Origin of the sequence: Bradyrhizobium sp. Pha-3 (assembly GCF_042258615.1) — a bacterium.
GTDB lineage: Bacteria > Pseudomonadota > Alphaproteobacteria > Rhizobiales > Xanthobacteraceae > Bradyrhizobium.
Map to the genome: position 1 here is coordinate 590,917 of NZ_CP170152.1, position 21,332 is coordinate 612,248.

Annotated in this window: 20 protein-coding genes; 8 read left to right on the forward strand and 12 right to left on the reverse strand. The window is 63.9% G+C overall.

The annotated features are described in order from the left end of the window. Positions 1-47: 47 nt before the first annotated feature. Together ACE10Z_RS02725 and ACE10Z_RS02730 are read right to left on the reverse strand one after the other, a co-directional pair. Entirely contained in the window at positions 48-1,376 is a 1,329-nt protein-coding gene (locus ACE10Z_RS02725) for an MFS transporter (RefSeq protein ID WP_375786568.1), read from the reverse strand. 168 nt (positions 1,377-1,544) lie between these two features. Next, entirely contained in the window at positions 1,545-2,444 is a 900-nt protein-coding gene (locus ACE10Z_RS02730; RefSeq protein WP_375786569.1) for a transcriptional regulator GcvA, read from the reverse strand. A 117-nt stretch (positions 2,445-2,561) separates the two neighbouring features. Between ACE10Z_RS02730 and ACE10Z_RS02735 the strand changes: the two genes are divergently transcribed. Together ACE10Z_RS02735 and ACE10Z_RS02740 are read left to right on the forward strand one after the other, a co-directional pair. Next, positions 2,562-2,780, forward strand: coding sequence for a DUF1127 domain-containing protein (locus ACE10Z_RS02735; RefSeq protein ID WP_167529377.1), 219 nt, complete (start codon positions 2,562-2,564; stop codon positions 2,778-2,780). A 69-nt stretch (positions 2,781-2,849) separates the two neighbouring features. After that, positions 2,850-3,473, forward strand: coding sequence for a GNAT family N-acetyltransferase (locus tag ACE10Z_RS02740; protein WP_375786570.1), 624 nt, complete (start codon positions 2,850-2,852; stop codon positions 3,471-3,473). Positions 3,474-3,788: 315 nt separating this feature from the next. Here ACE10Z_RS02740 and ACE10Z_RS02745 read toward each other — a convergent pair whose 3' ends face one another. Continuing rightward, on the reverse strand, positions 3,789-4,619 hold the full coding sequence (locus ACE10Z_RS02745) for an enoyl-CoA hydratase (RefSeq protein WP_173640291.1): 831 nt from the start codon (positions 4,617-4,619) through the stop codon (positions 3,789-3,791). Positions 4,620-4,782: 163 nt separating this feature from the next. Beyond that, on the reverse strand, positions 4,783-5,484 hold the full coding sequence (locus tag ACE10Z_RS02750) for an SDR family NAD(P)-dependent oxidoreductase (RefSeq protein WP_375786571.1): 702 nt from the start codon (positions 5,482-5,484) through the stop codon (positions 4,783-4,785). 71 nt (positions 5,485-5,555) lie between these two features. On the opposite strand from ACE10Z_RS02750, the gene ACE10Z_RS02755 reads away from it, so the two are divergent. Beyond that, positions 5,556-7,340, forward strand: coding sequence for an acyl-CoA dehydrogenase family protein (locus ACE10Z_RS02755; protein WP_375790086.1), 1,785 nt, complete (start codon positions 5,556-5,558; stop codon positions 7,338-7,340). Between the two features lie 53 nt (positions 7,341-7,393). Continuing rightward, positions 7,394-8,482 carry a Zn-dependent alcohol dehydrogenase gene (locus ACE10Z_RS02760; protein ID WP_092119616.1) on the forward strand — a complete coding sequence of 363 codons (1,089 nt, stop codon included), beginning with the start codon at positions 7,394-7,396 and terminating at the stop codon, positions 8,480-8,482. Positions 8,483-8,623: 141 nt separating this feature from the next. On the opposite strand, the gene ACE10Z_RS02765 is transcribed toward ACE10Z_RS02760, so the two are convergent. The 4 genes from ACE10Z_RS02765 to mbfA form a co-directional block, all read right to left on the reverse strand. Further along, complete coding sequence (locus tag ACE10Z_RS02765; protein ID WP_375786572.1) at positions 8,624-8,977, reverse strand: nuclear transport factor 2 family protein; 354 nt, start codon at positions 8,975-8,977, stop codon at positions 8,624-8,626. Positions 8,978-9,125: 148 nt separating this feature from the next. Beyond that, positions 9,126-10,598, reverse strand: a complete 1,473-nt coding sequence (locus ACE10Z_RS02770) for an amidase (protein ID WP_375786573.1) — start codon at positions 10,596-10,598, stop codon at positions 9,126-9,128. A 161-nt stretch (positions 10,599-10,759) separates the two neighbouring features. Next, entirely contained in the window at positions 10,760-11,626 is an 867-nt protein-coding gene (locus ACE10Z_RS02775; RefSeq protein ID WP_375786574.1) for a hypothetical protein, read from the reverse strand. 19 nt (positions 11,627-11,645) lie between these two features. Next, positions 11,646-12,617, reverse strand: coding sequence for an iron exporter MbfA (gene mbfA, locus ACE10Z_RS02780; RefSeq protein WP_375786575.1), 972 nt, complete (start codon positions 12,615-12,617; stop codon positions 11,646-11,648). Between the two features lie 165 nt (positions 12,618-12,782). Between mbfA and ACE10Z_RS02785 the strand changes: the two genes are divergently transcribed. Beyond that, positions 12,783-13,505 (forward strand): hypothetical protein, encoded by a 723-nt coding sequence (locus ACE10Z_RS02785; protein WP_375786576.1) that lies wholly within the window; start codon positions 12,783-12,785, stop codon positions 13,503-13,505. A gap of 78 nt (positions 13,506-13,583) precedes the next feature. Here ACE10Z_RS02785 and ACE10Z_RS02790 read toward each other — a convergent pair whose 3' ends face one another. Together ACE10Z_RS02790 and ACE10Z_RS02795 are read right to left on the reverse strand one after the other, a co-directional pair. Next, the gene (locus ACE10Z_RS02790; RefSeq protein WP_194458035.1) at positions 13,584-13,955 is read right to left on the reverse strand and encodes a hypothetical protein; all 372 of its coding nucleotides are present in this window, start codon (positions 13,953-13,955) and stop codon (positions 13,584-13,586) included. A 211-nt stretch (positions 13,956-14,166) separates the two neighbouring features. Next, the gene (locus ACE10Z_RS02795) at positions 14,167-15,312 is read right to left on the reverse strand and encodes an alpha/beta fold hydrolase (RefSeq protein WP_375786577.1); all 1,146 of its coding nucleotides are present in this window, start codon (positions 15,310-15,312) and stop codon (positions 14,167-14,169) included. A 104-nt stretch (positions 15,313-15,416) separates the two neighbouring features. Here ACE10Z_RS02795 and ACE10Z_RS02800 point away from each other — a divergent pair, with 104 nt between their 5' ends. Beyond that, the gene (locus tag ACE10Z_RS02800; protein ID WP_375786578.1) at positions 15,417-15,923 is read left to right on the forward strand and encodes a hypothetical protein; all 507 of its coding nucleotides are present in this window, start codon (positions 15,417-15,419) and stop codon (positions 15,921-15,923) included. 248 nt (positions 15,924-16,171) lie between these two features. Here the strand turns inward: ACE10Z_RS02800 and ACE10Z_RS02805 are convergent, their stop codons facing one another. Then, the gene (locus tag ACE10Z_RS02805; RefSeq protein ID WP_375786579.1) at positions 16,172-17,716 is read right to left on the reverse strand and encodes an acyl-CoA synthetase; all 1,545 of its coding nucleotides are present in this window, start codon (positions 17,714-17,716) and stop codon (positions 16,172-16,174) included. Between the two features lie 193 nt (positions 17,717-17,909). On the opposite strand from ACE10Z_RS02805, the gene ACE10Z_RS02810 reads away from it, so the two are divergent. Further along, the gene (locus ACE10Z_RS02810; RefSeq protein WP_375784156.1) at positions 17,910-18,947 is read left to right on the forward strand and encodes an IS110 family transposase; all 1,038 of its coding nucleotides are present in this window, start codon (positions 17,910-17,912) and stop codon (positions 18,945-18,947) included. 342 nt (positions 18,948-19,289) lie between these two features. Here the strand turns inward: ACE10Z_RS02810 and ACE10Z_RS02815 are convergent, their stop codons facing one another. After that, a complete protein-coding gene (locus tag ACE10Z_RS02815) occupies positions 19,290-20,462 on the reverse strand; it encodes an acetyl-CoA C-acetyltransferase (RefSeq protein WP_375786580.1) in 1,173 nt (390 codons plus the stop codon). Between the two features lie 198 nt (positions 20,463-20,660). Between ACE10Z_RS02815 and ACE10Z_RS02820 the strand changes: the two genes are divergently transcribed. Further along, a complete protein-coding gene (locus ACE10Z_RS02820) occupies positions 20,661-21,326 on the forward strand; it encodes a TetR family transcriptional regulator (protein WP_375786581.1) in 666 nt (221 codons plus the stop codon). Positions 21,327-21,332 lie beyond the last annotated feature (6 nt).

Genomic DNA, 21,332 nt, shown 5'->3' on the forward strand with positions numbered 1-21,332 from the left:
AAGATCATGCTCAAATCAAAGAGTCTGCCCCAATTGCATGCACAGGATCAGGCAGCAACCGTCTCGCGCTGCTCGATGGTCTGGCCGCCACGATAGACGATCAGCGCGGCGATGATGCCGAGAACCGCGCCGAACATGAGCCAGTAGGCAGGCGAGGCCTTGTCCTGGCCGGTCATGGCAATCAGCTTGGTCGCGACAAAGGGGGTCGACGTGCCGAATATGCCCGCCGCCAACGCGAACGCGATCGAGAAGCAGGTGGTGCGGACATGCGCCGGCACGATCTCGACCAGGCATCCCAGCATCGTGCCGCTGTAGACGCCAAAGTAGAACGAGAACATCATCTGCACGGCCAGCAGTTTTCCGAGCGTGGGCTCATGCGCGAGCCACGACAGTGCCGGATAGGCGGTCACGAACGACAGGCTCGCGATCGCGATCAGCACCGGCTTGCGGCCGATCCGGTCGGACAGCGCGCCGCCGACCGGATTCCAGATGAAATTCGTCACCGCAACGAGCAGGGTCACCAGCAACGTCCCGGACGCCGAAAGGTGCAGCTCCTTGCCGAAGCCGGGTGCATACACCGTGATGAAGTAGAACGTTGTGGTGGTCAGGACCGCGATCATCATGCCCAGGATGACGATGCGCCAGTTCTCCAGCGCAGAGGCGAACACTTCGCTAGGCGTCGGATGCTTCTTCATGGCCAGGAAGGCCGGCGTTTCCTCGAGCGAACGCCGCAGCATGAAGATCACGGGAATGATGAGGCATCCAATGAAGAACGGGATGCGCCATTTGGCGACGCCGCCGCCGATCGCATCCAGGAAGGTGTCGCCTGGAATCGCTTCCCTCAGGACGAAGCCGATCACGGCTGCGACGAAGATGGCGACCTGCTGACTGGAGGATTGAAACGAGGTGTAGAAGCCGCGGTTGCCGGGTGTTGCGATCTCGGAAAGATAAACGGAGACGCCGCCCAGTTCGACGCCGGCGGAGAAGCCCTGTATCAGCCGGCCAATCAGCACAATGATCGTTGCGGCAATGCCGATCGATGCGTAGGACGGGCAGAACGCGATCACCACCGTACCCAGCGCCATGAGCGCGAGCGTCACGATCAGGCCCTGGCGGCGGCCGATGCGATCGATGTAGGAGCCGAGCACGACCGCGCCCACGGGACGCATCAGCGCGCCGAGCCAGAACACGCCATACGCATTGAGCAGTGCCGCGGTCTCATTCTGGGCGGGGAAGAATGCTTTCGCGATGTCCTGCGCATAGAAGCCAAACAGGAAGAAGTCGAATTGCTCGAGGAAATTGCCGCTGGTCGCGCGCAGGATGGCGCCGAGACGCGACTTGATCTGCGGGACTTGCGATGAACTCGACTGCGACATAACGCCCTTTCCTCCCCGTGACAAAACGGCCGGCGCAAATTGTCTCGCCGGCCAAGGCAGTTAACTGCCATATGCGGCAATTTGGCACGGCTGTCCGGCGCGACCAACCCGAAATCGCGCCGCCGCTATCGGAAAAAAGCCGTAGATGGAAATCTTGCTTGCGCGGAATCAAGGTGCGGTATGCGCCGTGGCGCCGAGCCAGGAGCGGAATGCAGAGAGCTTCGGTGAATCGGCGCGTCCCTGCGGTGTGACCAGATAGAAGCCGGCATCCGCCGGCAGCGCGATCTTGAAGGGAACCACGAGGCGGCCCTTGGCGATGTCGTCCTGCACATAGGAGGTGCGGCCCATCGCGATGCCGATGCCGTCGATCGCAGCCTGGATCGTCACGAACAGCAGGTCGAAGGTCACGCCCGGCTGCTTGGAAATGTCGGTCGCAAGGCCCGCCGCGGTCAGCCACAGCCGCCAGTCGTCGCTGTTGGCGTTGCTGGTGTGCAGCAGCACATGGTCCCTGAGATCTTCGGGGCATTTGAGCGGCCTGGTTCCATCAAGCAGCGACGGACTGCACACCGGAAACAGCTCGTCCGCCATCAGCCAGTCCGCGCGCAGGCCCGCCCATTGTCCGCGGCCGTAGCGGATCGCCGCGTCCACCTTGTCGCGCTGGAAGTCGACCAGGCTGGTCGAGGTGGTGATGCGCACATCGATGCCGGAATGCGCCTCCTGGAACGCCGACAGTCGCGGCAGCAGCCATTTGGCGGCGAGCGATGCCAGCGTCGAGACGGTCAGCACGTGATCGTCGTCCCGGCGCAGCAGGCGATCGGTCGCGAGCCTGAGGTCATTGAAGGCGGCGCGGACGCCGGGAAGGTATTCGGCGGCCTCCGGCGTCAGGCTCAACGAGCGGTTCTGCCGGACAAACAGACGAACGCCAAGTTCCTCTTCGAGGCGCCGGATCTGATGGCTGATCGCGGTCTGCGTCACGTTCAGTTCGGAGGCTGCGACCGTGAAACTCATATGCCGCGCTGCGGCCTCGAACGCCCTCAGGCCATTCAACGAAGGCAGGCGGCTGGTCATGTCGGGTAGTCTCCAGATGCATGACTTTAATTCATGCGAAGCGGTACAAAGTGTCGTTTGTGAACACGCCGAATAGCTTAGATATTACCGCCAACAGGTTACCGATAGGAGCCGTAGATGTCCATTTTCACCCATGAATCGATGACAAATCATCATACGCCGGATCATCATGCATCCGGGCTTTTGAACCAGGTCGGCGAGACGCTGCATGTCTGGTGGGAGCGCTACGAGCGCCGCCGTGAGCTGTCGCAGTGGACCGAGCGCGACCTGCACGACATCGGCATGTCCCGCAGCGACATCGTTTTCGAGACCGAGAAGCCGTTCTGGCGGGCCTAATGGGCCGCCATCGCCGGCGCCGCCTCGATCGAGGGGCGCCGGCCAATTCCTTCACCCGAGGAGCGTGTCATGACTGCGCTGCATCTCGACAATCTCAAGCAATACTCTGACGTGCTGCGCGCGAAGAACGGCAGCGAGATCAGGGTGCGCTTCGTCGAGCCGCGCGATCGTGAAGAGCTGCAGAATTATATCCGCTCGCTCTCCGCGGGGTCCCGTTACAACCGGTTCCTGGGTGCACTAAGCGAGCTGCCGAAGATGGAGCTCGAGCGTTTCATTCACGTCGGCGAGGCAGACCGGTTCACGGTGGTCGCGACGATGCTGGTCGATGGCTTTGAGATCATCGTCGGCGAAGCCCGCTATGCCTTCCATGCCGATACGTCGAGCGTCGAGTTCGGCCTGTCGATCGATGACCGGTGGCAGGGCCACGGCATTGGCAAGGCGCTGCTGAAGAATCTCGAATGCCGCGCGGCGTCTTTCGGAGCCGAGCGCATTTTCGGCGATACGCTACGGTCCAACGCCACGATGATCGGCCTCGCCCGCAAGTCCGGCTATGCCTTCACTGCGAGCCCCGGCGATTGGAAGCTGGTGCGCTTTGCGAAAGAGATCCACGTCGAACCACAAGACATTCCCTGTGCCAGCTGGCGGCTCGCCGCCACTTCCCGCTCGGCCCCGATGTCCTCGCTTGCGGTTTGACTGACTAGGCCCGGTTCTGGCCCCTCCAGAACCGGGCCCTTTTCTTTTTGACTGCTCGGAACCTGTAGCCCGGATGGAGCCAACGGGTTGCGCGAAGCGCGCCCGATGACAGGCTCCGCGTCATCCGGGATCGCTCTCACAGCCGAGAAGCCTGCCCCGGATTTCGCGTCGCTGCATCCGGGCTACACGCTTCTGCCACGATTCTTGCTCGTCATGCGCGAGCTTGACCCGCGCATCCATCGAGCAGAAGCGTTTGTCGCGCGATGGATTGCCGGGTCAAGCCCGGCAATGACGGTCCGCGCAAGCCGTCGCCCCTCAATTACCCCGGAACACCGGCTTGCGCTTCTCGATGAAGGCCTGCACCGCCTCCTTGTGATCGGCCGTCGTGGTGAGGCGGATCAGCCGTTCGGCCTCGTGGTCGCGCGCGGTGGCGAAGTCGAATTGCAGCGCCTCGTCGAGATTGTCCTTCATGTAGCGCAGCGCGAGCGTCGGGCCTTCGGCCATCGACTTAGCCAGCGCGAACGCCTCGTCCTGCAGCGTCTCGTCCGGCACCACGCGGTTGACGAGACCGATCTGCTCGCACCTTGCGGCGTCGACCTTCTCGGACGTAAACATCAGCTCGCGGGCGCGCGAGGTGCCGACTAGGCGCGTCAAGAGCCAGGCCATGCCGTAGTCGCCGCTCAGCGCCACGCGCAGATAACCGGTCGAGATGAAGGCGGATTGCGCCGCGATCCGGAGGTCGCAGGCCATCGCGATCGCAAGACCGGCGCCCACCGCCGGGCCGGGCAGCGCGGCAATGGTCGGCTTGCGCACCGAGGCCAGCGCGCCGGTGAGCAGGCGCTGGCGCTCCTGCAGGTCGGCGACCTTGTCCTCATAGGACATTTCGAGCTTCTTCGGGTCGCGATTGGCGCCCATGCCCTTGACGTTGCCGCCGGCGCAGAACGCCTTGCCGGCGCCGGTGACGAGCAGCACGCCGACCTCGGGGTTCTCGCCGCAGGTCCGGATCATCGTGCGCAGCGCCGGCGTCAGCGTGTCCGACAGCGAGTTGCGGGCGTCCGGGCGGTTCAGCGTGATGATGGCGACGCGGTCGCGGATCACGCAGAGCAGTTCGTCGGTGCCGGTCTCGATCTTGATTTCAGCGGTCATGGTTCCTCTCCAAGCCAATCGTTGCCGTCATTGCGAGGCGTGAAGCGCCGAAGCAATCCATTTCGCCGCGCGTGGTGGCATGGATTGCTTCGCTCCGCTCGCAATGACGGATGCAGCGGATGGTTGTCGCCGACGTTACGCCGCTTACATGATCTCCGTCATCTCAAAACTTCTCAACCCAGGGCCGCAATTCCAGCTCCCAGGTCCAGGCGCTGCGCGGCTGTTGCAGCACGTTCCAGTAGCTCAACGCGATCGCGTCGGGATCGAGCATCGAATCCGGGCGGTCGGCGGGCTCGGCGCGCGCGGCGCTGCGGATGCCGCCGTCGATCACGAAATGCGCGACATGGATGCCTTGCGGCGACAATTCGCGCGCCATGCTCTGCGCCAGTCCGCGCAATGCGAACTTGCCCATCGCGAACGGCGCCGATTGCGCATAGCCCTTGACGCTGGCAGAGGCGCCGGTGAACAGGATCGCGCCTTTCTTGTTGGGCAGCATGCGCTTCGCCGCCTCCTGCGCCACCAGGAAACCGCCGAACGCCGAGACCGCGATCGCCTGCTCGACCTCGGTAGGGACGAGCTCAACGAAGGGACCGCGGCTGCGACCGGAAGCGTTATAGACCACGAGGTCGGGTGTTCCGATCTCGCGCTCGACGAGGCCGAAAAGACGCGCGACATCCTCGGCCTTGGTGGCATCGCAGGCATAGGCCCGCGCGCCGGTTTCGTTGCAGAGTGCTCCGAGCTTTTCGATGCTGCGCGCGCCCAGCGCCACGCGAATTCCCTCCCGCGAAAATAGCCGCGTCAGCGAGGCGCTGAGGCCCTCGCCGGCGCCGACGATCAGGGCGATCTTGTACTTCGGAATATCCATTGGGCTTTCCTTTGCTCGGCCGGAGGAGGATAGTCGTGCTCAAACAAATGAGCACCGCAGCCGGGAATTCAATGCAGCCGCACAAGCAGGATCTGAGAACGTCGTCCGCCAGCCACCAGCCGGGCCTGTTGGCGCCCGATACGACGGGAATGAATTTCTACCGGGCCGATCCGGCGCTGACCGATCTTCTGAAACTGCATCTGCCCGAGGCGTTGTTCCGTCACATCGAGCCGCATCTCGACCGGCTCGGCGGATTGGCCGGCGGCTATCTCGACGAATGCGCACGGCTTGCCGACCGTCACACGCCGGTGCTGCACCAGCGCGACAAGTTCGGCCGCGACGTGCAAACAATCGAATATCATCCGGCCTATCGCGAGATCGAGAAGGCCGCGTTCGGCGAGTTCGGCATTCACGCGCTGTCGATCCGCAAGGGCATCATGGGCTGGCCCGACAAATATCCTGTTGTGGCCAAGCACGCCTTCACCTTCCTGTTTAACCAGACCGAATTCGGCATGGGCTGTCCGATTAACGTCACCGATGGCTGCGCCAAGCTGCTGGCGAATTTCGGCAGCGAGGCGCTGAAGGCGAAATATCTCGACGGCCTGACCCAGACCGACATGAGCAGATTGACGCAGGGCGGCCAGTTCATGACCGAGAAGGAGGGCGGCTCCGACGTCGGCACGCTGACCACGCGTGCGGTGCAGGAGGGCGACCACTGGCGGCTCTATGGCGAGAAGTGGTTCTGCTCGAACGCCGACGCCAAGGTGGTGATGCTGCTGGCGCGCCCCGAAGGCGCGGGGCCGGGCACCCGTGGCGTCGGCCTGTTCCTGATGCCGCGTTTCCTCGATGGCGGCTCGCAGAACCATTACCGGATCGTGCGCCTGAAGGACAAGCTCGGCACCCGCTCGATGGCCTCGGGCGAGATCAAGCTCGACGGTGCGATCGCTTACGCCGTCGGCAAGCTCGACCGCGGCTTCGTGCAGATGGCCGAGATGGTGAATTCGTCGCGGCTGTCCAACGGCGTGAAGTCGACCGCGCTGATGCGCCGCGCCTGGCATGACGCGATCACCGTCGCGAGGAGCCGCGTGGTGTTCGGCCAACGGATCATCGACCTGCCGCTGGCGCGGCGCCAGCTGATGAAGATCATGCTGCCGACCGAGCAGGCGCTGTCGATGAGCTTTTTGACCGCCGATGCGCTCGACCGCGCCGAGGCCGGTAGCCAGGATGCCGCGGCATTGCTCCGCATCCTGACGCCGACCCTGAAATTCCGCGCCACCCGCGACGCCCGAAAAGTCTGCGGCGACGCGATGGAGATGCGCGGCGGCATCGGCTACATCGAGGAATTCGTCACGCCGCGGCTGCTGCGCGATGCGCATCTCGGCTCGATCTGGGAGGGCACCGGCAACATCGTCGCGATCGATGCGCTGAAGCGCGCGGTCGGACGTCATGGCGCCGACAATGCGCTGGCTGCCGATCTGCATGCGCGGCTCGATGACAGCCCGAATGTGCCCGAGGGGTGGCGCAATCGGCTGCGCGATCTCAGCGATCGTGCGATCGGGTTTGCGCGCGAAGTCGCAGGCCGCATCGACAATGAGGGCGATGCGCGGCGCGCCACCAGCCTGCTCTATCACGTCGCGAGCGCCGTGGCGCTGGCGTGGGAGGGCGGTCGTATCCACGAGATGCGCGGCGATGCGCGCCGGCTGCTGCTGTCGCGGATGGTGATCGATCACCGCGTGATGCCGGGCGATCCGTTCCGGCTTACGGAAAATACCGTTCAGCGCAGGATGACCGAGCACCTGCTCGGCGATCGCACTGTGGGCATGGCCGAGGTTGGCGAATTGCTATCGGCGGCGTAGTCTGCCGCGCGAGCGCACCGTTCAAACAATCAGAAACGCCAAGGGAGATCCCGATGAAGGCCGCCGTCCTGCATGAAGTCAATCAGCCGCTGGTGATCGAGGATGTCAGCGTGCCCAATCCGGGGCCGCGCGAGGTCCTGATCCGCACCGCGGTTGCGGGCCTCTGCCATTCCGACCTGCACTTCATGGAGGGTCTCTATCCGCATCCGCTGCCGGCGGTGCTCGGCCATGAATCGGCCGGTGTGGTCGAGAAGGTCGGCTCCGACGTCAATTACGTGAAGCCCGGCGATCACGTCGTCACCTGCCTGTCGGTGTTCTGCGGCACTTGCGACAATTGCACCACCGGCCGCACCGTGCTGTGCACCGACACCACGGTGAAGATGCTGCCCGGCGCCTCCAACCGGCTGTCCTGGGGCCGGAAGGAGAAGCTCAACCAGTTCCTCAATCTGTCGTCCTTCGCCGAGCAGATGCTGGTGCACGAGAACGCCATCGTGAAGATCAAGAAGGAGATGCCGCTCGATCTCGCCGCGCTGATCGGCTGCGGCGTCATCACCGGTTATGGCGCCGTGGTGAACACCGCGAAGGTGACCGCCGGCGAGACCGTCGCTGTGATCGGCTGCGGCGGCGTCGGCATGGCCGCGATCAACGGCGCGCAGATCGCCGGCGCCGGCCGCATCATCGCGATCGACACCAATCCGGCGAAGCTGCAGCTTGCGACCAAGCTCGGGGCCACCGACATCGTCGATCCCGCGCGCGGCGATGTGGTCCAGCAGGTGCGCGAACTGACCGGCGGCGGCGTGCATCACTCCTTCGAGGTGCTCGGCCGCAAGGAGACCGCCGAGCAGGCCTTCGCGATGCTGGCGGCGGGCGGCACCGCGACCATCGTCGGCATGATCCCGTTCGGCCAGAAGATCGAGCTGCACGGCTTCGACTTCCTGCGCGAGCGCCGTATCCAGGGCTCGTCGATGGGCTCCAACCACTTCCGCGTCGACATGCCGCGCCTCGTCGACTTCTACATGCGCGGCAAGCTGCATCTCGAGGACTGGATCTCGGCCAAGTTGAAGCTCAGCGAGATCAACGAGGGTTTTGCCAACATGAAAGCCGGCAAGACGCTGCGTAGCGTGATCATGTTCGACAGCTGACGAACTTGTCGTCGCCCGGCTTGACCGGGCGACCCAGTACGCCGCGGCCGGTGTTGTGTACGCCAACTGCAGCCGCGGAGTACTGGATGCCCCGCATGAAGCGGGGCATGACAGCGGAGGGTGACACTGCGAACGTTGCGCTCACCGTGCGACGTGTGCAGACACCGCGAGCCATTTGCCATTCTGCCTTGCCCAGCAATCGGTGTAGCGGCCGTGCGCAGGCTCGCCGTCCGCGCCGGTGTAGCTGGTCTGGGCGTGGATGATGGCGAAATCGCCGAGGATGCGGATCTTGACGTCCTCGGCCTTCAGTCCCTTGATCTTCACCGGGATGGCCGTCTGCTTCAGGAAGGTGGCGCGATCGACCAGGCTCTTGTCGGGATTGGTGCAGTAGAAGTCTTGCGCCAGGATTTCATCGAAACGCTTGACGTCGCAGTTCTGAACTGAATCGACGTAGTCCTTGTTGAGCTTTGTGAGCTCTTCGAGATCGTTGCTCATTGGTCTTTCTCCCATCTCGCCCCATCGTCATTGCGAGGAGCTCGCGACAAAATTGCAAAGCAATTTTGCGCTGAAGCGACGAAGCAATCCATGTCTCCGCGGGTATATGGATTGCTTCGCTTCGCTCGCAATGACGGTGGCGTCGCACTCAATCGTCGAACATCTTCGGCGGCACGAAGCCGCCGAACTCGCGCTCGATCAGCTCGGCGAGCTTCAGCGGCGTACGGTCTTCCAGCATGGGACCGACGATCTGCACGCCGACCGGCAATCCGTCGGGCGCAAAGCCCGTCGGGATCGCAGTCGAGGGCAGGCCGGGCAGCGTTGCGATGCCGGGCCAGGCGAGCTGGTCGGTGTAGACGTGCGGCTCGCCGTCGATCAGGATCCGCCGCTGCTCCTGGTCGGGCGAGTGATCATGCGGATAGGCCGGCGTCGGCATGATCGGGCAGATCACGGCGTCGAACGATCTGAACAGCTCGCGCCATTGCGCGCGCAGCCGTGTGCGGCCGCCGTCGGCGATCACCCAGTCGCGATGGCTGAGCGCGATACCGCGCAGCCGCTCGGCCTGCAGGCTGGTGTCGCCGGCCGGCAGCGCGGCTGCCGCCGCGCAGGCGCCCGCATAAACCTCCGGCGCGAAGGTCGCTCCCAGGAACGACAGCAGGATCCGCATGTAAAGCCGCGACGATGTAGCGAAGTCCGGCAGCAGCGGGCTCGAGCGAGACACTTTCGCGCCGGCCCTGTCGAGATTGCTCGCGAGCTTGTCGATGCTTCCCCGGATCACCTTGTCGGTCGGCATCACCGGATCGCTGTCGATCACGAGGATGCGGAAATCCTTCAAGACGGTGTGGCGCGCCGCCGCCAGGTCCAGCCGGTAGGCCTTGCCGGCTTCCAACGGATCGGGACCGGCCATCACGTCGAGCAGGAGGGAGAGGTCGGCCGCGCCGCGCGCCATCGGTCCGATCACGGAAAGATCGCGATCGAACGGCAGTGGCGGCAGCGGCGGCGGGGTATGGCCGCGCGACGGCAGCAGCGCGAAGGTCGGCTTGTGCGCATAGATGCCGCAGTGGAATCCCGGCACGCGCAGCGAGCCGCCGATGTCGGAGCCGAGCGACAATGCGCCGTAGCCAGCGGCAAGCGCCGCCGATGATCCGCCGGAGGAGCCGCCCGGAGTGCGGCCGAGGTCGTAGGGATTGTTGGTGGTGCCGTAGATCTCGTTGTAGCTCTGCCAGTCGGCGAGGGCGACCGGCACGTTGGTCTTGCCGAGGATGACGCCGCCGGCGTCCTTCACACGCGTGATCGAGAGCGCGTCCTCAGCCGGCACAAAATCCTTTTGCGGCGGGAAGCCCCAGGTGGTCGGCAATCCGGCAACGTTGAAGGATTCCTTCACCGTCATGGGAATGCCGAGCAGCGGCTTGTGCTCGCCGCGTGCGATGGCCGCATCGGCGGCGCGGGCCGCAGCGAGGCCGCGCTCGAAGTCGCGCACGCAGACCGCGTTGACCTTGCCGTCGTGACGCTCGATGCGGCCGATCGCGTCTTCTGCGAGTTCGACGGCAGAGACCTGCTTGTTGCGCAGCGCCTTCGACAGTTCGACGGCGGTCTTGAAACTGTATTGCGATTTGGCCACGGCGTGCTCCCTGATTTTGGCGGCGATCATGCGCAGAATGGAGCGGACGGGCAAGACCGGCTTGATCGCAATTGCGCTGCTGCGCAGTGTCGGCGTCACACATCGCATGACGCGATCGTGATCATCGAGTAGTGCTTGATGCCGACGCGCCCGAGGCGCGCCTAGTAAGGCGTGCTGCGCGCCGACAGATGCGCCATTGGATTGATGGGGCCGCTCGCGCTGGCGCGCTCGCTGTTCTCCTTGGTCCCGGGCACCGGGAAGGCGTATCCAATGATGGTCTTGACGACGAGCCGGTCGGATGCCCGCGTCAGGCCGTAGCCGACGCCGAAGTCGATGTCGACATCGCCCACCTTGAAGTCGGTCACCGCGAACAATGTGTGCTGCTGCTCGGCGAGCGGGCTGAAGGCACCGATCTTGCCGAAGTCGGCGTAGTATTCGAGGCCGACATACACATCGTCCTTCAGCTTGCGCGCTACGCGCGCGGCAGGAGCGAAATCCGCCTCGCCATATTTGCCGAAGCCGACGTCGACGATCGGGTTGACGATGAATTCATAGTCCGCGGTGCGCACGCCGATGATCGGCCGAATCTCCAGGCCCCAGCGGGTCTGCGCGAATTTCGGCATCTCGTAGCTGAGCTCGAAATTGATGCCGTAAAACAGGTTGCGCTTGTCGGCGTTCGGCGAGACGAACAGCGTGCGCAGCTTGAAGGCGTCGGACAGGAATTGCCGGTCCTGCACGGCAAACGGGAGATAGAGTCCGAGCTCCCACCAATCCGTCATGCCATAGGCAAACTCCGGCGTGCCGTTGAGGCTTTGGTTGGACGGGAAGCCGCCGGGAAATGGCGGGTCCTTCTGGCCGATGCCGACATAGTTGAGATGCTGCTGGACGGTGAGCTGGCCGACCGCCGCGATGCCGGCATTGTAGACCTGGATCTCGTCGGCCGCTTGCGCGCGACCGCTACATCCGAGCGCGCCCAGGAAGGTCAATGCTGTGCCGGCCAGAACGCGATGTTTGCGGAGACGGCACATCAGATACCTCGGTTCCGCGCTACGCCGCGCCGATCAATATGCCGACCGCGAGCACGATCGCGCCGCCGAGCACGATCTGGAACACCGCCTGCAGGAACGGCGTGTCCATGTAGCGCGAGCGGATGAAGGCGATCGCCCACAATTCGAAGAACACCACGATCCCGGCGATCGCAGTCGCGATCCAGAATGCATTCGGCCAGGCGTCGGGAACCAGATAGGGAATGGTGTGGCCGAGGCCGCCGACCGTCGTCATCAATCCGCAGGTCAGGCCGCGCAGCCAGGGCGAGCCGCGCCCGGTCAGCGACCCGTCGTCGGACAGCGCCTCGGCAAAGCCCATGCTGATGCCGGCGCCGATCGAGGCGGCGAGGCCGACCAGAAAGGTCTGCCAGTTGTGATGCGTGGCGAAGGCGGCGGCGAACAGCGGCGCCAGCGTCGAGACCGAGCCGTCCATCAGTCCGGCGAGGCCCGGCTGCACATATTGCAGCACGAACATCCGCCGCCGCGTGCGGTCTTCCTCCGCGCGCACGTCGGGCTTGAGGATGTCGCCGGTCAGGCGCACCGCGAGCTTCTCGTGGCCCTTCTCCTCCTCGGCGAGATCGCCGAGCAGTCGGCGCACGCCAACATCCTCGGCCCTTTCGGCAGCCCGGGCATAGAAGCGCTCGGCCTCCAGCTCCATGGTCTCGACTTCCTTGCGGATGGTGTCGAGCGGCAGGTTCTTGGTCAGCCAGGTCGGGCGCCTGCGCAGAAAGCCTTTGACGTCCTCGCGCCGGATCGGCGGCAGATGCGGGCCGAAGCGCTGCTCATAGGTTTCCAGCAGTCGATGGCGATGGCCGCGCTCTTCCTCCGCCATCTCCTCGAAGATCTTTGCGGTATCGGGATAGCGGCCAGCAAGGTCTTCGGCGAATGACATATAGATGCGGCTGTCCTCCTCCTCGGAGGCAATCGCGACCGCCAGCACCTCGCGCTCGGTCAAATCGGCGAAATTCTTCACGGCAACGCCTTGTTTACGGAGTTTAGAATTAGAATAATTCTAATATTGGTAGACCGTGCTGGGGTCAATCCACTAAGCCGCGCTATGGCCCTGTTCGTGATCACGATGAAGGGAACCGGGCCGTCCTGTGCCCGTTCGAGTTCCTATGGCTGACAAGGGGATTGTATGGACAGGGTCAAATATCGGCTGAATGACGCGCGACTAGCGCCGCGGCGGACGAAACTCGAGATTCCGGGCTGGGCCGGCAACCGTGAGCCGCGCAGCGATGGTTCGCGCGAGCAGGTGTGGCATTGCGTGCCGTTCTCGGAAGGCGCGCAATACGGGATCGAGCTGTTCTATCCCTATGATTTCGAGCTGCACGTCACCACGAAGGACGGAAGGTTGCAGCTCGACGCCGATTGGGGTGAGCCGCCGGACAGCGGCGTGCAGTGGCCGCCGTTCCGGAATTTCGGCGACGCGTTCTACACCTATCAGATATTGCTCGACCTCAAGGTCGAGAAGGGCATGGCGATCCGTACCGAACCGCATCCGCGCTTCTACACCGATCGCACCGACACCGTGCCAATCGCCGTTCCGGCGCTCGTGCGCAATTGGTGGCCGATGATGTTCTTCACGGTGTTCAAGGCGCCGGCGGAAGGGCGCACTCACATTTTTCGGCCGAACGAGCCATTCGCCCAGATCATCGTGATCCCCGAGGAAGCGAACTTTCAGCTCGAGCAGATGGGCGAGGAGGAGGCCGCCGAACGCGAATTGCAAGCACGCCGCATCTACAACAATCGGCCCAAACTGGCCGCCGGAACGGAATGGACGTCGTCATCGGACACGGTGTTCGACGGCACATATCGCCATCTGCACCGCGCCGCAAAGGAGAAGGCGCGCAACGATTGAGCGAGATGCAGCATCATGGTTGACAAAACAACGGGGCCCGCGGGCCCCGTTGTGGTATCGCCGATCGGTCGCCATCGCTCAGTAATCGCGACGGTAGAAGCTGTGATGATGATGGTGGTGATGATGGTGATGGTGATAGCGCCGATAGCGCGGCACCACGATGACCGGGCGATCGTAGTAGTCGCGGCGATAGTAGCCGTGATGATGGTGGTGGTGATGATGGTGGTGGTAGTAGTACTGTGCAAGCTGCACGTTCTCGCGGACCGGAGCGGGCGCAGCCTCGTCGAGCGCCTGCAGCTTTGCGGAGGCGTTCGAGATCGGCTCCAGCAGGTCCGCGTATGAGTTCGCCTGCAGAACGTCGGCAGGGTTCGGCCCAGGCGCAGCTTCGGCGGCACCGACCGCGCCGAACGCGGCCACCGCTCCCAGAAGTCCAGCGATTTTCCTATCCATCTTTGCTCTCCTCAAAAGTCGCCGGACCGAGTGCCGGTTTCTAGCAACGCCAATCATTGCCCAATGTTTCGTGAACCGCGCATTAACGCCCTGTGACGGGATCGTGGCGGCACGCATCCGCATCTGACGCGGGACGGATGCCGGTTCGCGTGAAGAAAACTTGCCAGAACAAGAATCTAGAGCGACTGATTCGATCAGAACCGAAGTGGCTCTAGCTTGCGCGGTCGAGGAACTGCAGCAGCAGGCGGCTCACTTCCTCCGGCTGCTCCTGCTGCACCCAGTGACCGGCGCCGTCGACCAGATGGCAGCCGATCATTTTGGTACAGGCCCTGGTCTGCATCGCCTCGAACACGCCGGGCCGCTGATGGGTGCCCCAATCCTGCTTGCCCGAGATGAACGCGGACGGCTGGTCGATGCTGCGGCCGCTCCAGGTCTGCAGTTCCGCCGTGAACGCGCCTGATGTGCCGCAGCGATACCATTGCAGCCCGCCCTGGAATCCCGTGCGCTGATACTCAGCGCTGTAATAGGCGAGCTCGCGGTCCGGCAACCATGTGTTGGCGGCGATCGCCTCGCGCGACGGCATCTCTTCGGCGACCGTCGCGGCCATGTCCTTGGCGAGATCCATCACATAGTAGGTCGGCAGCTTGGCCAGCTCGCCTGCCGACCAGGATTGCAGCGGATACGGCTTGTTGTCTTGCCAGTCCGCACTCTTGTGATGGTAGTAGGCGCGCAGGAAGTCGTGCACGCCCTGCGGCGCGCGATGCATGTCGGCATTGGCTGGGCGCGTCGAATAGTACCATTGGTAATGCTTGCGCGGACGCGGCAGTGCCGCCAGCTCGCGATGCACGGGGTCTTCGCCCGCGAGTTTCGCCGGTTCGTTCGCGATGTTGAGCGGCAGCGACGGCGGCCCCGAGAACGGCGCGCTCATCATCACGACCGCGCGGAACACGTCGGGGCGGATCAGCGCGCACCATGCCGCGACCGATGAACCGAAATCATGCCCGATCACGGCGTCGACGTGCGTGTAGCCGAACGCCGCGACCAGCCCGAGCGCATCGCGCACCAGATTGGGCAGGCGGAATGATGTGAGGTCGCCGTCATAATCCGCGCTCCAGCCGGTCGTGCGGCCATAGCCGCGCTGGTCCGGCGCGATCACGTGATAGCCGGCCGTGGCGAGCTTCGGCATCACCTTGCGCCAGGAAAACGCCAGCTCCGGAAAGCCGTGCAGCAGCAACAGGCAAGGCCGGCCGGATGTTTCGAAGCCCGCTTCGAGCACATGCATGCGCAGGCCGTTGATCCCGTCGACATAACGCGAGCGGATGGTGGCGGGGAGCGGGACGTCGGGAAGCGTTTCCATCGTGCAGATCACCTGTTGGGCATCGCCGCACAACCAGCGCATTTGGCTGTATGCTGGCGGCCATTGATTCACGATAGCAACTTTGGCTACGGGATGGATACCGCATGCGCCACGCGAGGATTGCAGAGCTGCCCGGCTGGATGTCGCGTCTCGGCCTGACACTCGTCGCTGCGGGCCTGTTGCTGACGTCGGCGGCGCGGGCGGCCGATATGAAGGAGCTCACCGAAAAATTGCCGCGCGCCTATATCGGCGAATTCCTCTGGGATGGCGACAACACGGTGCAGAACGTCGTCATCACCTTCGACAAGGTGCAGGCCCTGAACGAGCAGAACGCGGAAGCGCGCGGCTGCGGTTCATATGAGGTCGGCCGTCACGTGACCAGGATCAGTGTGCAGATGTTCATCCGGCTGTCCGATCTCGAGGTCGAGATATTCGAACAGTCGCCCGATGGCAACGGGGCGTTCGAGACCGACGGCAGCCACCGCGGCAAGCTGTCGGAGGATCTTCAGCAAATCGATGCCCAATGGACCACCACGGCATCGGGCAAGCACGGCCAACTGCATTTGCGTGCCGCGGCGTCGGTGGCATGCGGACCGGCGGAGGATTTGTAGTGCTGCGTAACGCTAGAATTGGAAACGGGGGAAGCGTCGTCCGTCCTTCACCCTCCCCTGGAGGGGCCTGGAGGGGGAGGGTCGGCTCACAGCGAGCGCAGCGAGATGTGAGGCGGGGTGGGGTGGTCTCTCAACACGGCAGAGCGCGAGCTGATAGGCTGTCACCCCACCTCGGTTCGCATTTCATGCGAACCGATCCCAGAGCGAGCTCCGCTCGTCTCGACCCCTCCAGGGGAGGATAAGAGGAATCACGCCTTCGCCGGAGTCTTCGGCCAGTACCTGTCGCGCAGATGGCGCTTCACCAGTTTCCCGGTCGGGGTGCGCGGCAGCTCCGTTTCGAAGTCGATGCTCTTCGGGCATTTGATCGGCGACAGATGCTGGCGGCAGAAGGCGATCAGCTCGGCCTCCAGCTCCTTGCCGGCCCTGGTGATGTCGTGCGGCTGCACCACGGCCTTGACCTCTTCGCCCATCTCCTCGTTCGGCACGCCGAACACCGCGACGTCCGAGACCGCCGGATGCGTGATCAGCACGTCCTCGGTCTCCTGCGGATAGATGTTCACGCCACCGGAGATAATCATGTAGCTCTTGCGGTCGGTGAGATAGAGGAAGCCTTCCTCATCGAGGTAACCGACGTCGCCGAGCGTCGACCAGCCCTTGGCGTTGTAGGCCTTCTTCGTCTTCTCGGGATCGTTGTGATAGGTGAACGCGGGCGCGTCGGCGAAATAGACCTGACCGATCTGGCCGGTCGGCGCCTCCTCGTCGTTCTCGTCGAGAATCTTGACCTTGCCGACCACGGCGCGGCCGACCGTGCCGCGATGGGTCAGCCATTGCTGCGAGGTCGACACCGTGACGCCGTTGCCTTCGGAGCCGGCATAATACTCGATCAGGATCGGTCCCCACCATTCGATCATCTTCGCCTTGACGTCGACCGGGCAGGGCGCCGCGGCATGGATCGCGCCCTTCAGCGACGAGACCTTGTAGCGGGCGCGGACCTCGTCGGGCAGCTTCAGCATGCGCACGAACATGGTCGGCACCAGCTGCGACTGCGTCACCTTGTGCTTCTCGACCTGCTTTAGAAACTCCTCGGCGTCGAAATGCTCCATGATGACGGAGGTGCCCCCGAGCACGGTCGCCATCATGTTGAAGCGCAGCGGAGCCGCGTGATAGAGCGGCGCCGGCGACAGATAGACGGAGTCGGCGTTCATGCCGCACATGTCGGCGGTGAGAATCCGCAGGAACGGGTTCGGCACGTCGATCCGGTTGCCTTCGAACTCCTTCTTGATGCCCTTGGGCCGGCCGGTGGTGCCGGAGGAATACAGCATGTCGTAGCCGGCGACCTCGTCGGCAACCGGCGTGGTCGGCTGTGCGCTGGCCTCCTTGTCGTAGGAGCGGAAGCCCGGTGCCGGCTCATCCATCATGTAGAACAGCGGTTCGCCCGGCTCGCCCTTGATCAGGCCCTTCACCTTGTCGGCGCATTGCGGCGTGGTGATGAACACCTTCGCGCCGCAGTCCTTGATGATGTAGGCGATCTCCTCTTCCGTCAGATAGCGGCTGATCGCCGTGTAATAGAGGCCCGAACGCTGCGCGGCCCAGCAGATCTCCATGAAGGCGAGGCGATTTTCCATCAGGAGCGCGATGTGGTCGCCGGCCTTCAGGCCGAGCGAGCGGAACAGATGCGCGCCCTGGTTCGAGAGCTCGTCGAGCTCGCGATAGGTGATCGCCTTGCCGGACGCCGCCATCTGGTAGGCGATCTTGTCCGGATGGTTGCGCGCGTGGATGGACGGATGGGTCAAAGATGTTTCCTCAAACAAGGTGGTCGTCCCTGCGAAAGCAGGGACCCATAACCACTGCTTTTATTTATTGAAATGAGCTGGGGCCTCAGCTCGCCCTAACCACATCGACCTGTGGTTGATGGTGTGGACGGCCCCCTACGGCATCAGTGTGCCAGAATGAGGTTGTTGCAAATCTCAGACAAAGGAGCCGTCCGTGGGAGAGATTATCCGCATTGGAATGGATACGTCGAAGCATATTTTTGTGCTGCATGGGGTTGATGCGGCGGAGCAGGTGGTGCTGCGCAAGAAGCTATCGCGCAAGCAAGTGCTGGAGTTCTTCGCCAAATTGCCGCCGACCGTGATCGGGATGGAGGCCTGCGGAGCTTCGCAGTATTGGGCGCGGGAGCTTGGCAAGCTCGGTCACGAGGTGAGGCTGATGGCCCCGCAATTGGTGAAGCCTTACGTGATGCGGAACAAGAATGACGGGCGCGATGCAGAAGGGCTATGTGAAGCGATGGACCGGCCGAACATGCGCTTTGTGCCGGTCAAGACGGCCGAGCAACAGGCCGCGCTGATGCTGGCGGGGCTGCGCGATGGATTGATCGCCCGGCGCACCCAGCTGAGCAACGCGATCCGCGGCTATGCGGCGGAGCTCGGCCTGATCGCGCCCAAGGGGCTCGACAAGATCGAGCCGCTGCTGGCGCGGATCGCGCAGGACGAGAGCTTGCCCACCATGGCGCGCGAGGTGTTTGCGGTGCAGGGACGCCAATACGCTGCTCTGCAAGCCGAGCTCAAGCAACTCGAGGTTAGGCTGATGGCCTGGCACCGCGCCGATGCGCTGAGCCGGCGTCTGGCGCAGATCCCATCCGTCGGCCCGATCACCGCAACACGGCTGGTGATGAAGACGCCCGATCCGCATGCGTTCCGCTCCGGCCGGCATTTTGCGGCCTGGCTCGGCCTCACACCGAAGGATCATTCCACCGGCGGCAAGACCAGGCTCGGCAAGATCACGCGGGCCGGTGACGAAGACCTGCGCCGCTTGTTCGTGGTTGGGGCGACTGCGGTCATCCAGCAGGTTCGGCGGGGCCGAGGCCATCCGTCGCGCTGGCTGCTGGCGCTGCTCAAGCGCAAGCCGCCGAAGCTGGCCGCCGTGGCGCTCGCCAACAAGGTTGCCCGCATCGCCTGGAAGCTGATGGCGACGGGCGAGAGTTACGATGCCGCGCGGCTCAATGCCATGGCGGCCGCCGCCTAACAGATTGGCCGGCCGGCGGGTTCGCCCACCAGCCGACCCGGAAGCTGCAAGAGCAGATGGAGCAATCGGTCGATCAACGATGCGAGACAGTCCGTGGGACCCATTGGCCGCCAACAGGTCGCGGGGTTGTTTGGAGCTCGCGTCGCGCAACCCATCTTGGCCAGCGACCATTGCGTGTCGCATCAACAGGCCGGACATATGGATGCAGCGATCCGATCTACTCAGAAAGCTCTTGTGCCACGGGGGCCGTCCACATATGGGTCCCGGCTCGAGGCCGGGACGACACCTTTTGTATGGAGGCTCTTGCGGCCTCTCAAACGCTTCTTAAAGGCCAAGCGCTTCTTACAGCCGCTCGACGATCGTCACGTTGGCCATGCCGCCGCCTTCGCACATGGTTTGCAGGCCGTAGCGCTTGTTGCGCTGCTTGAGGGCATGCAGCAGCGTCGTCATCAGCTTGGTGCCGCTGCCGCCGAGCGGATGGCCGAGCGCGATCGCGCCGCCATTGACGTTGAGCCTGGCCGGATCGGCGCCGGTGGTCTTCAGCCACGCGGTCGGCACCGAGGCGAAGGCCTCGTTGACCTCGAACAGGTCGATGTCGTCGATCTTCATACCGGACTTCTGCAGCGCGCGCTGGGTTGCCGGCAGCGGCGCTTCCAGCATGATCACGGGGTCGCCGCCCATCATGGTCAGGTGGTGGATGCGCGCCATCGGCTTGACGCCGAGCGCCTTCAGGCCCTTCTCGTTGACCACCATCACGCCGGAGGCGCCGTCGCAGATCTGGCTGGCGCTGGCCGCGGTCAGCTTGCCGTTCTCGGCGATCAGCTTGACGCCCTTGATGCCGTCGAGGCTGGCGTCGAAGCGGATGCCTTCGTCGATGTGGTGGATGTCGGTCGAGCCGTCGGCGCGGGTGATTGTCACCGGCACGATCTCGTCCTTGAAGTGGCCGGCTTGCGTTGCCGCGATCGCGCGCTGATGGCTGTTGTAGGAGTATTCGTCGAGCTCGTCCTTCGACAGGCCGTACTTCTCGGCCATCATCTCCGCGCCGGTGAACTGGCTGAAGACGATGTTGGGATACTTCGCCTCGATGCCCGGGCTCTTGTAGTGGCCGAAGCCGTTCTTGGCGGGCAGCGAGGAGGCGAGCCCCATCGGCACGCGGGTCATCGATTCCACGCCGGCCGCGATCACGCAGTCCATGGTGCCGCTCATCACAGCCTGCGCCGCGAAGTGCAGCGCCTGCTGCGAGGAACCGCACTGGCGGTCGATCGAGGTCGCGGGCACGCTCTCCGGCAGCTTAGAGGCCATCACCGCGTTGCGCGCGACGTTGGTGGATTGCTCGCCGGTCTGCATCACGCAGCCCATGATCACGTCCTCGACCTGCGCGGGGTCGGCGCCTGATCGTTCGACCAGCGCATTCAGCACGGTCGCGGCCAGATCGGCCGGATGCCAGCCGGAAAGGCGCCCTCCCTTGCGGCCGCCCGCGGTGCGAGCGGCGGCGACGATATATGCCTCGGCCATGTCTGATCTCCCTGATGTTTCTGGATTGGGCGGTTTTGAAAGTTGGGCCGGATTTAAGGGGCGGCTCAGCATTTAGTCAATCAATCAATTAACTCTTGAGTGCAGCCCCGCCATGGGCTTATGTGCGGCCTCGATTTACCGGCGAGCCAAAAAACAGCTAGGGAACAGCCGGGGACACAGAGCGGGACCAGAGCGCAGTTGAATACCAGCGTACCGACGAAACTTCCGGCCGGCAAAAATGCCACTGCCGACAAGCTATTGGTCGCAGCCAGCGAGCTGATGATCGAGCGCGCCTCGATCGAGGTCTCGCTGTCCGACATCGCGCAGAAGTCGGGCGTCAACGCTGCGCTGGTGAAATATCATTTCGGCAACAAGGACGGGCTGTTGCTGGCGCTGCTCGCGCGCGACGCCGCCACCGAGATTTCGCAGCTCGAATATCTCATCGGCCAGCCGATCACGCCGTCCGCGAAGCTGCGCCTGCATATCGGCGGCATCATCCGCGCCTATCACCAGTTCCCCTATATGAACCGGCTGATTCATTATCTCCTGCACGAGAGCTCGACTGCTGCTGCGAACGAGGTGTCGAAATTCTTCGTCGCGCCGCTTTTGGATTTTCATCGCCGGCTGCTCGCCGAGGGCATCAAGGCCGGCGAGTTCCGCAAGATCGATCCGGTGCTGTTCTACACCAGCCTGATCGGCGCCTGCGATCACCTGTTCTTCGGCCGCCACGCGATGTCGCGCGCGGTCGGCGTCGGTCCGGTCACCGACGAGGTCTGCCGCGAATACATCAAGCACATGGAAGCCTTGATCTTCGGCGGCGTGCTCAATCCCGATAAGGAAACGGCTGCGGTCGCCGCCGGATAACAAAGT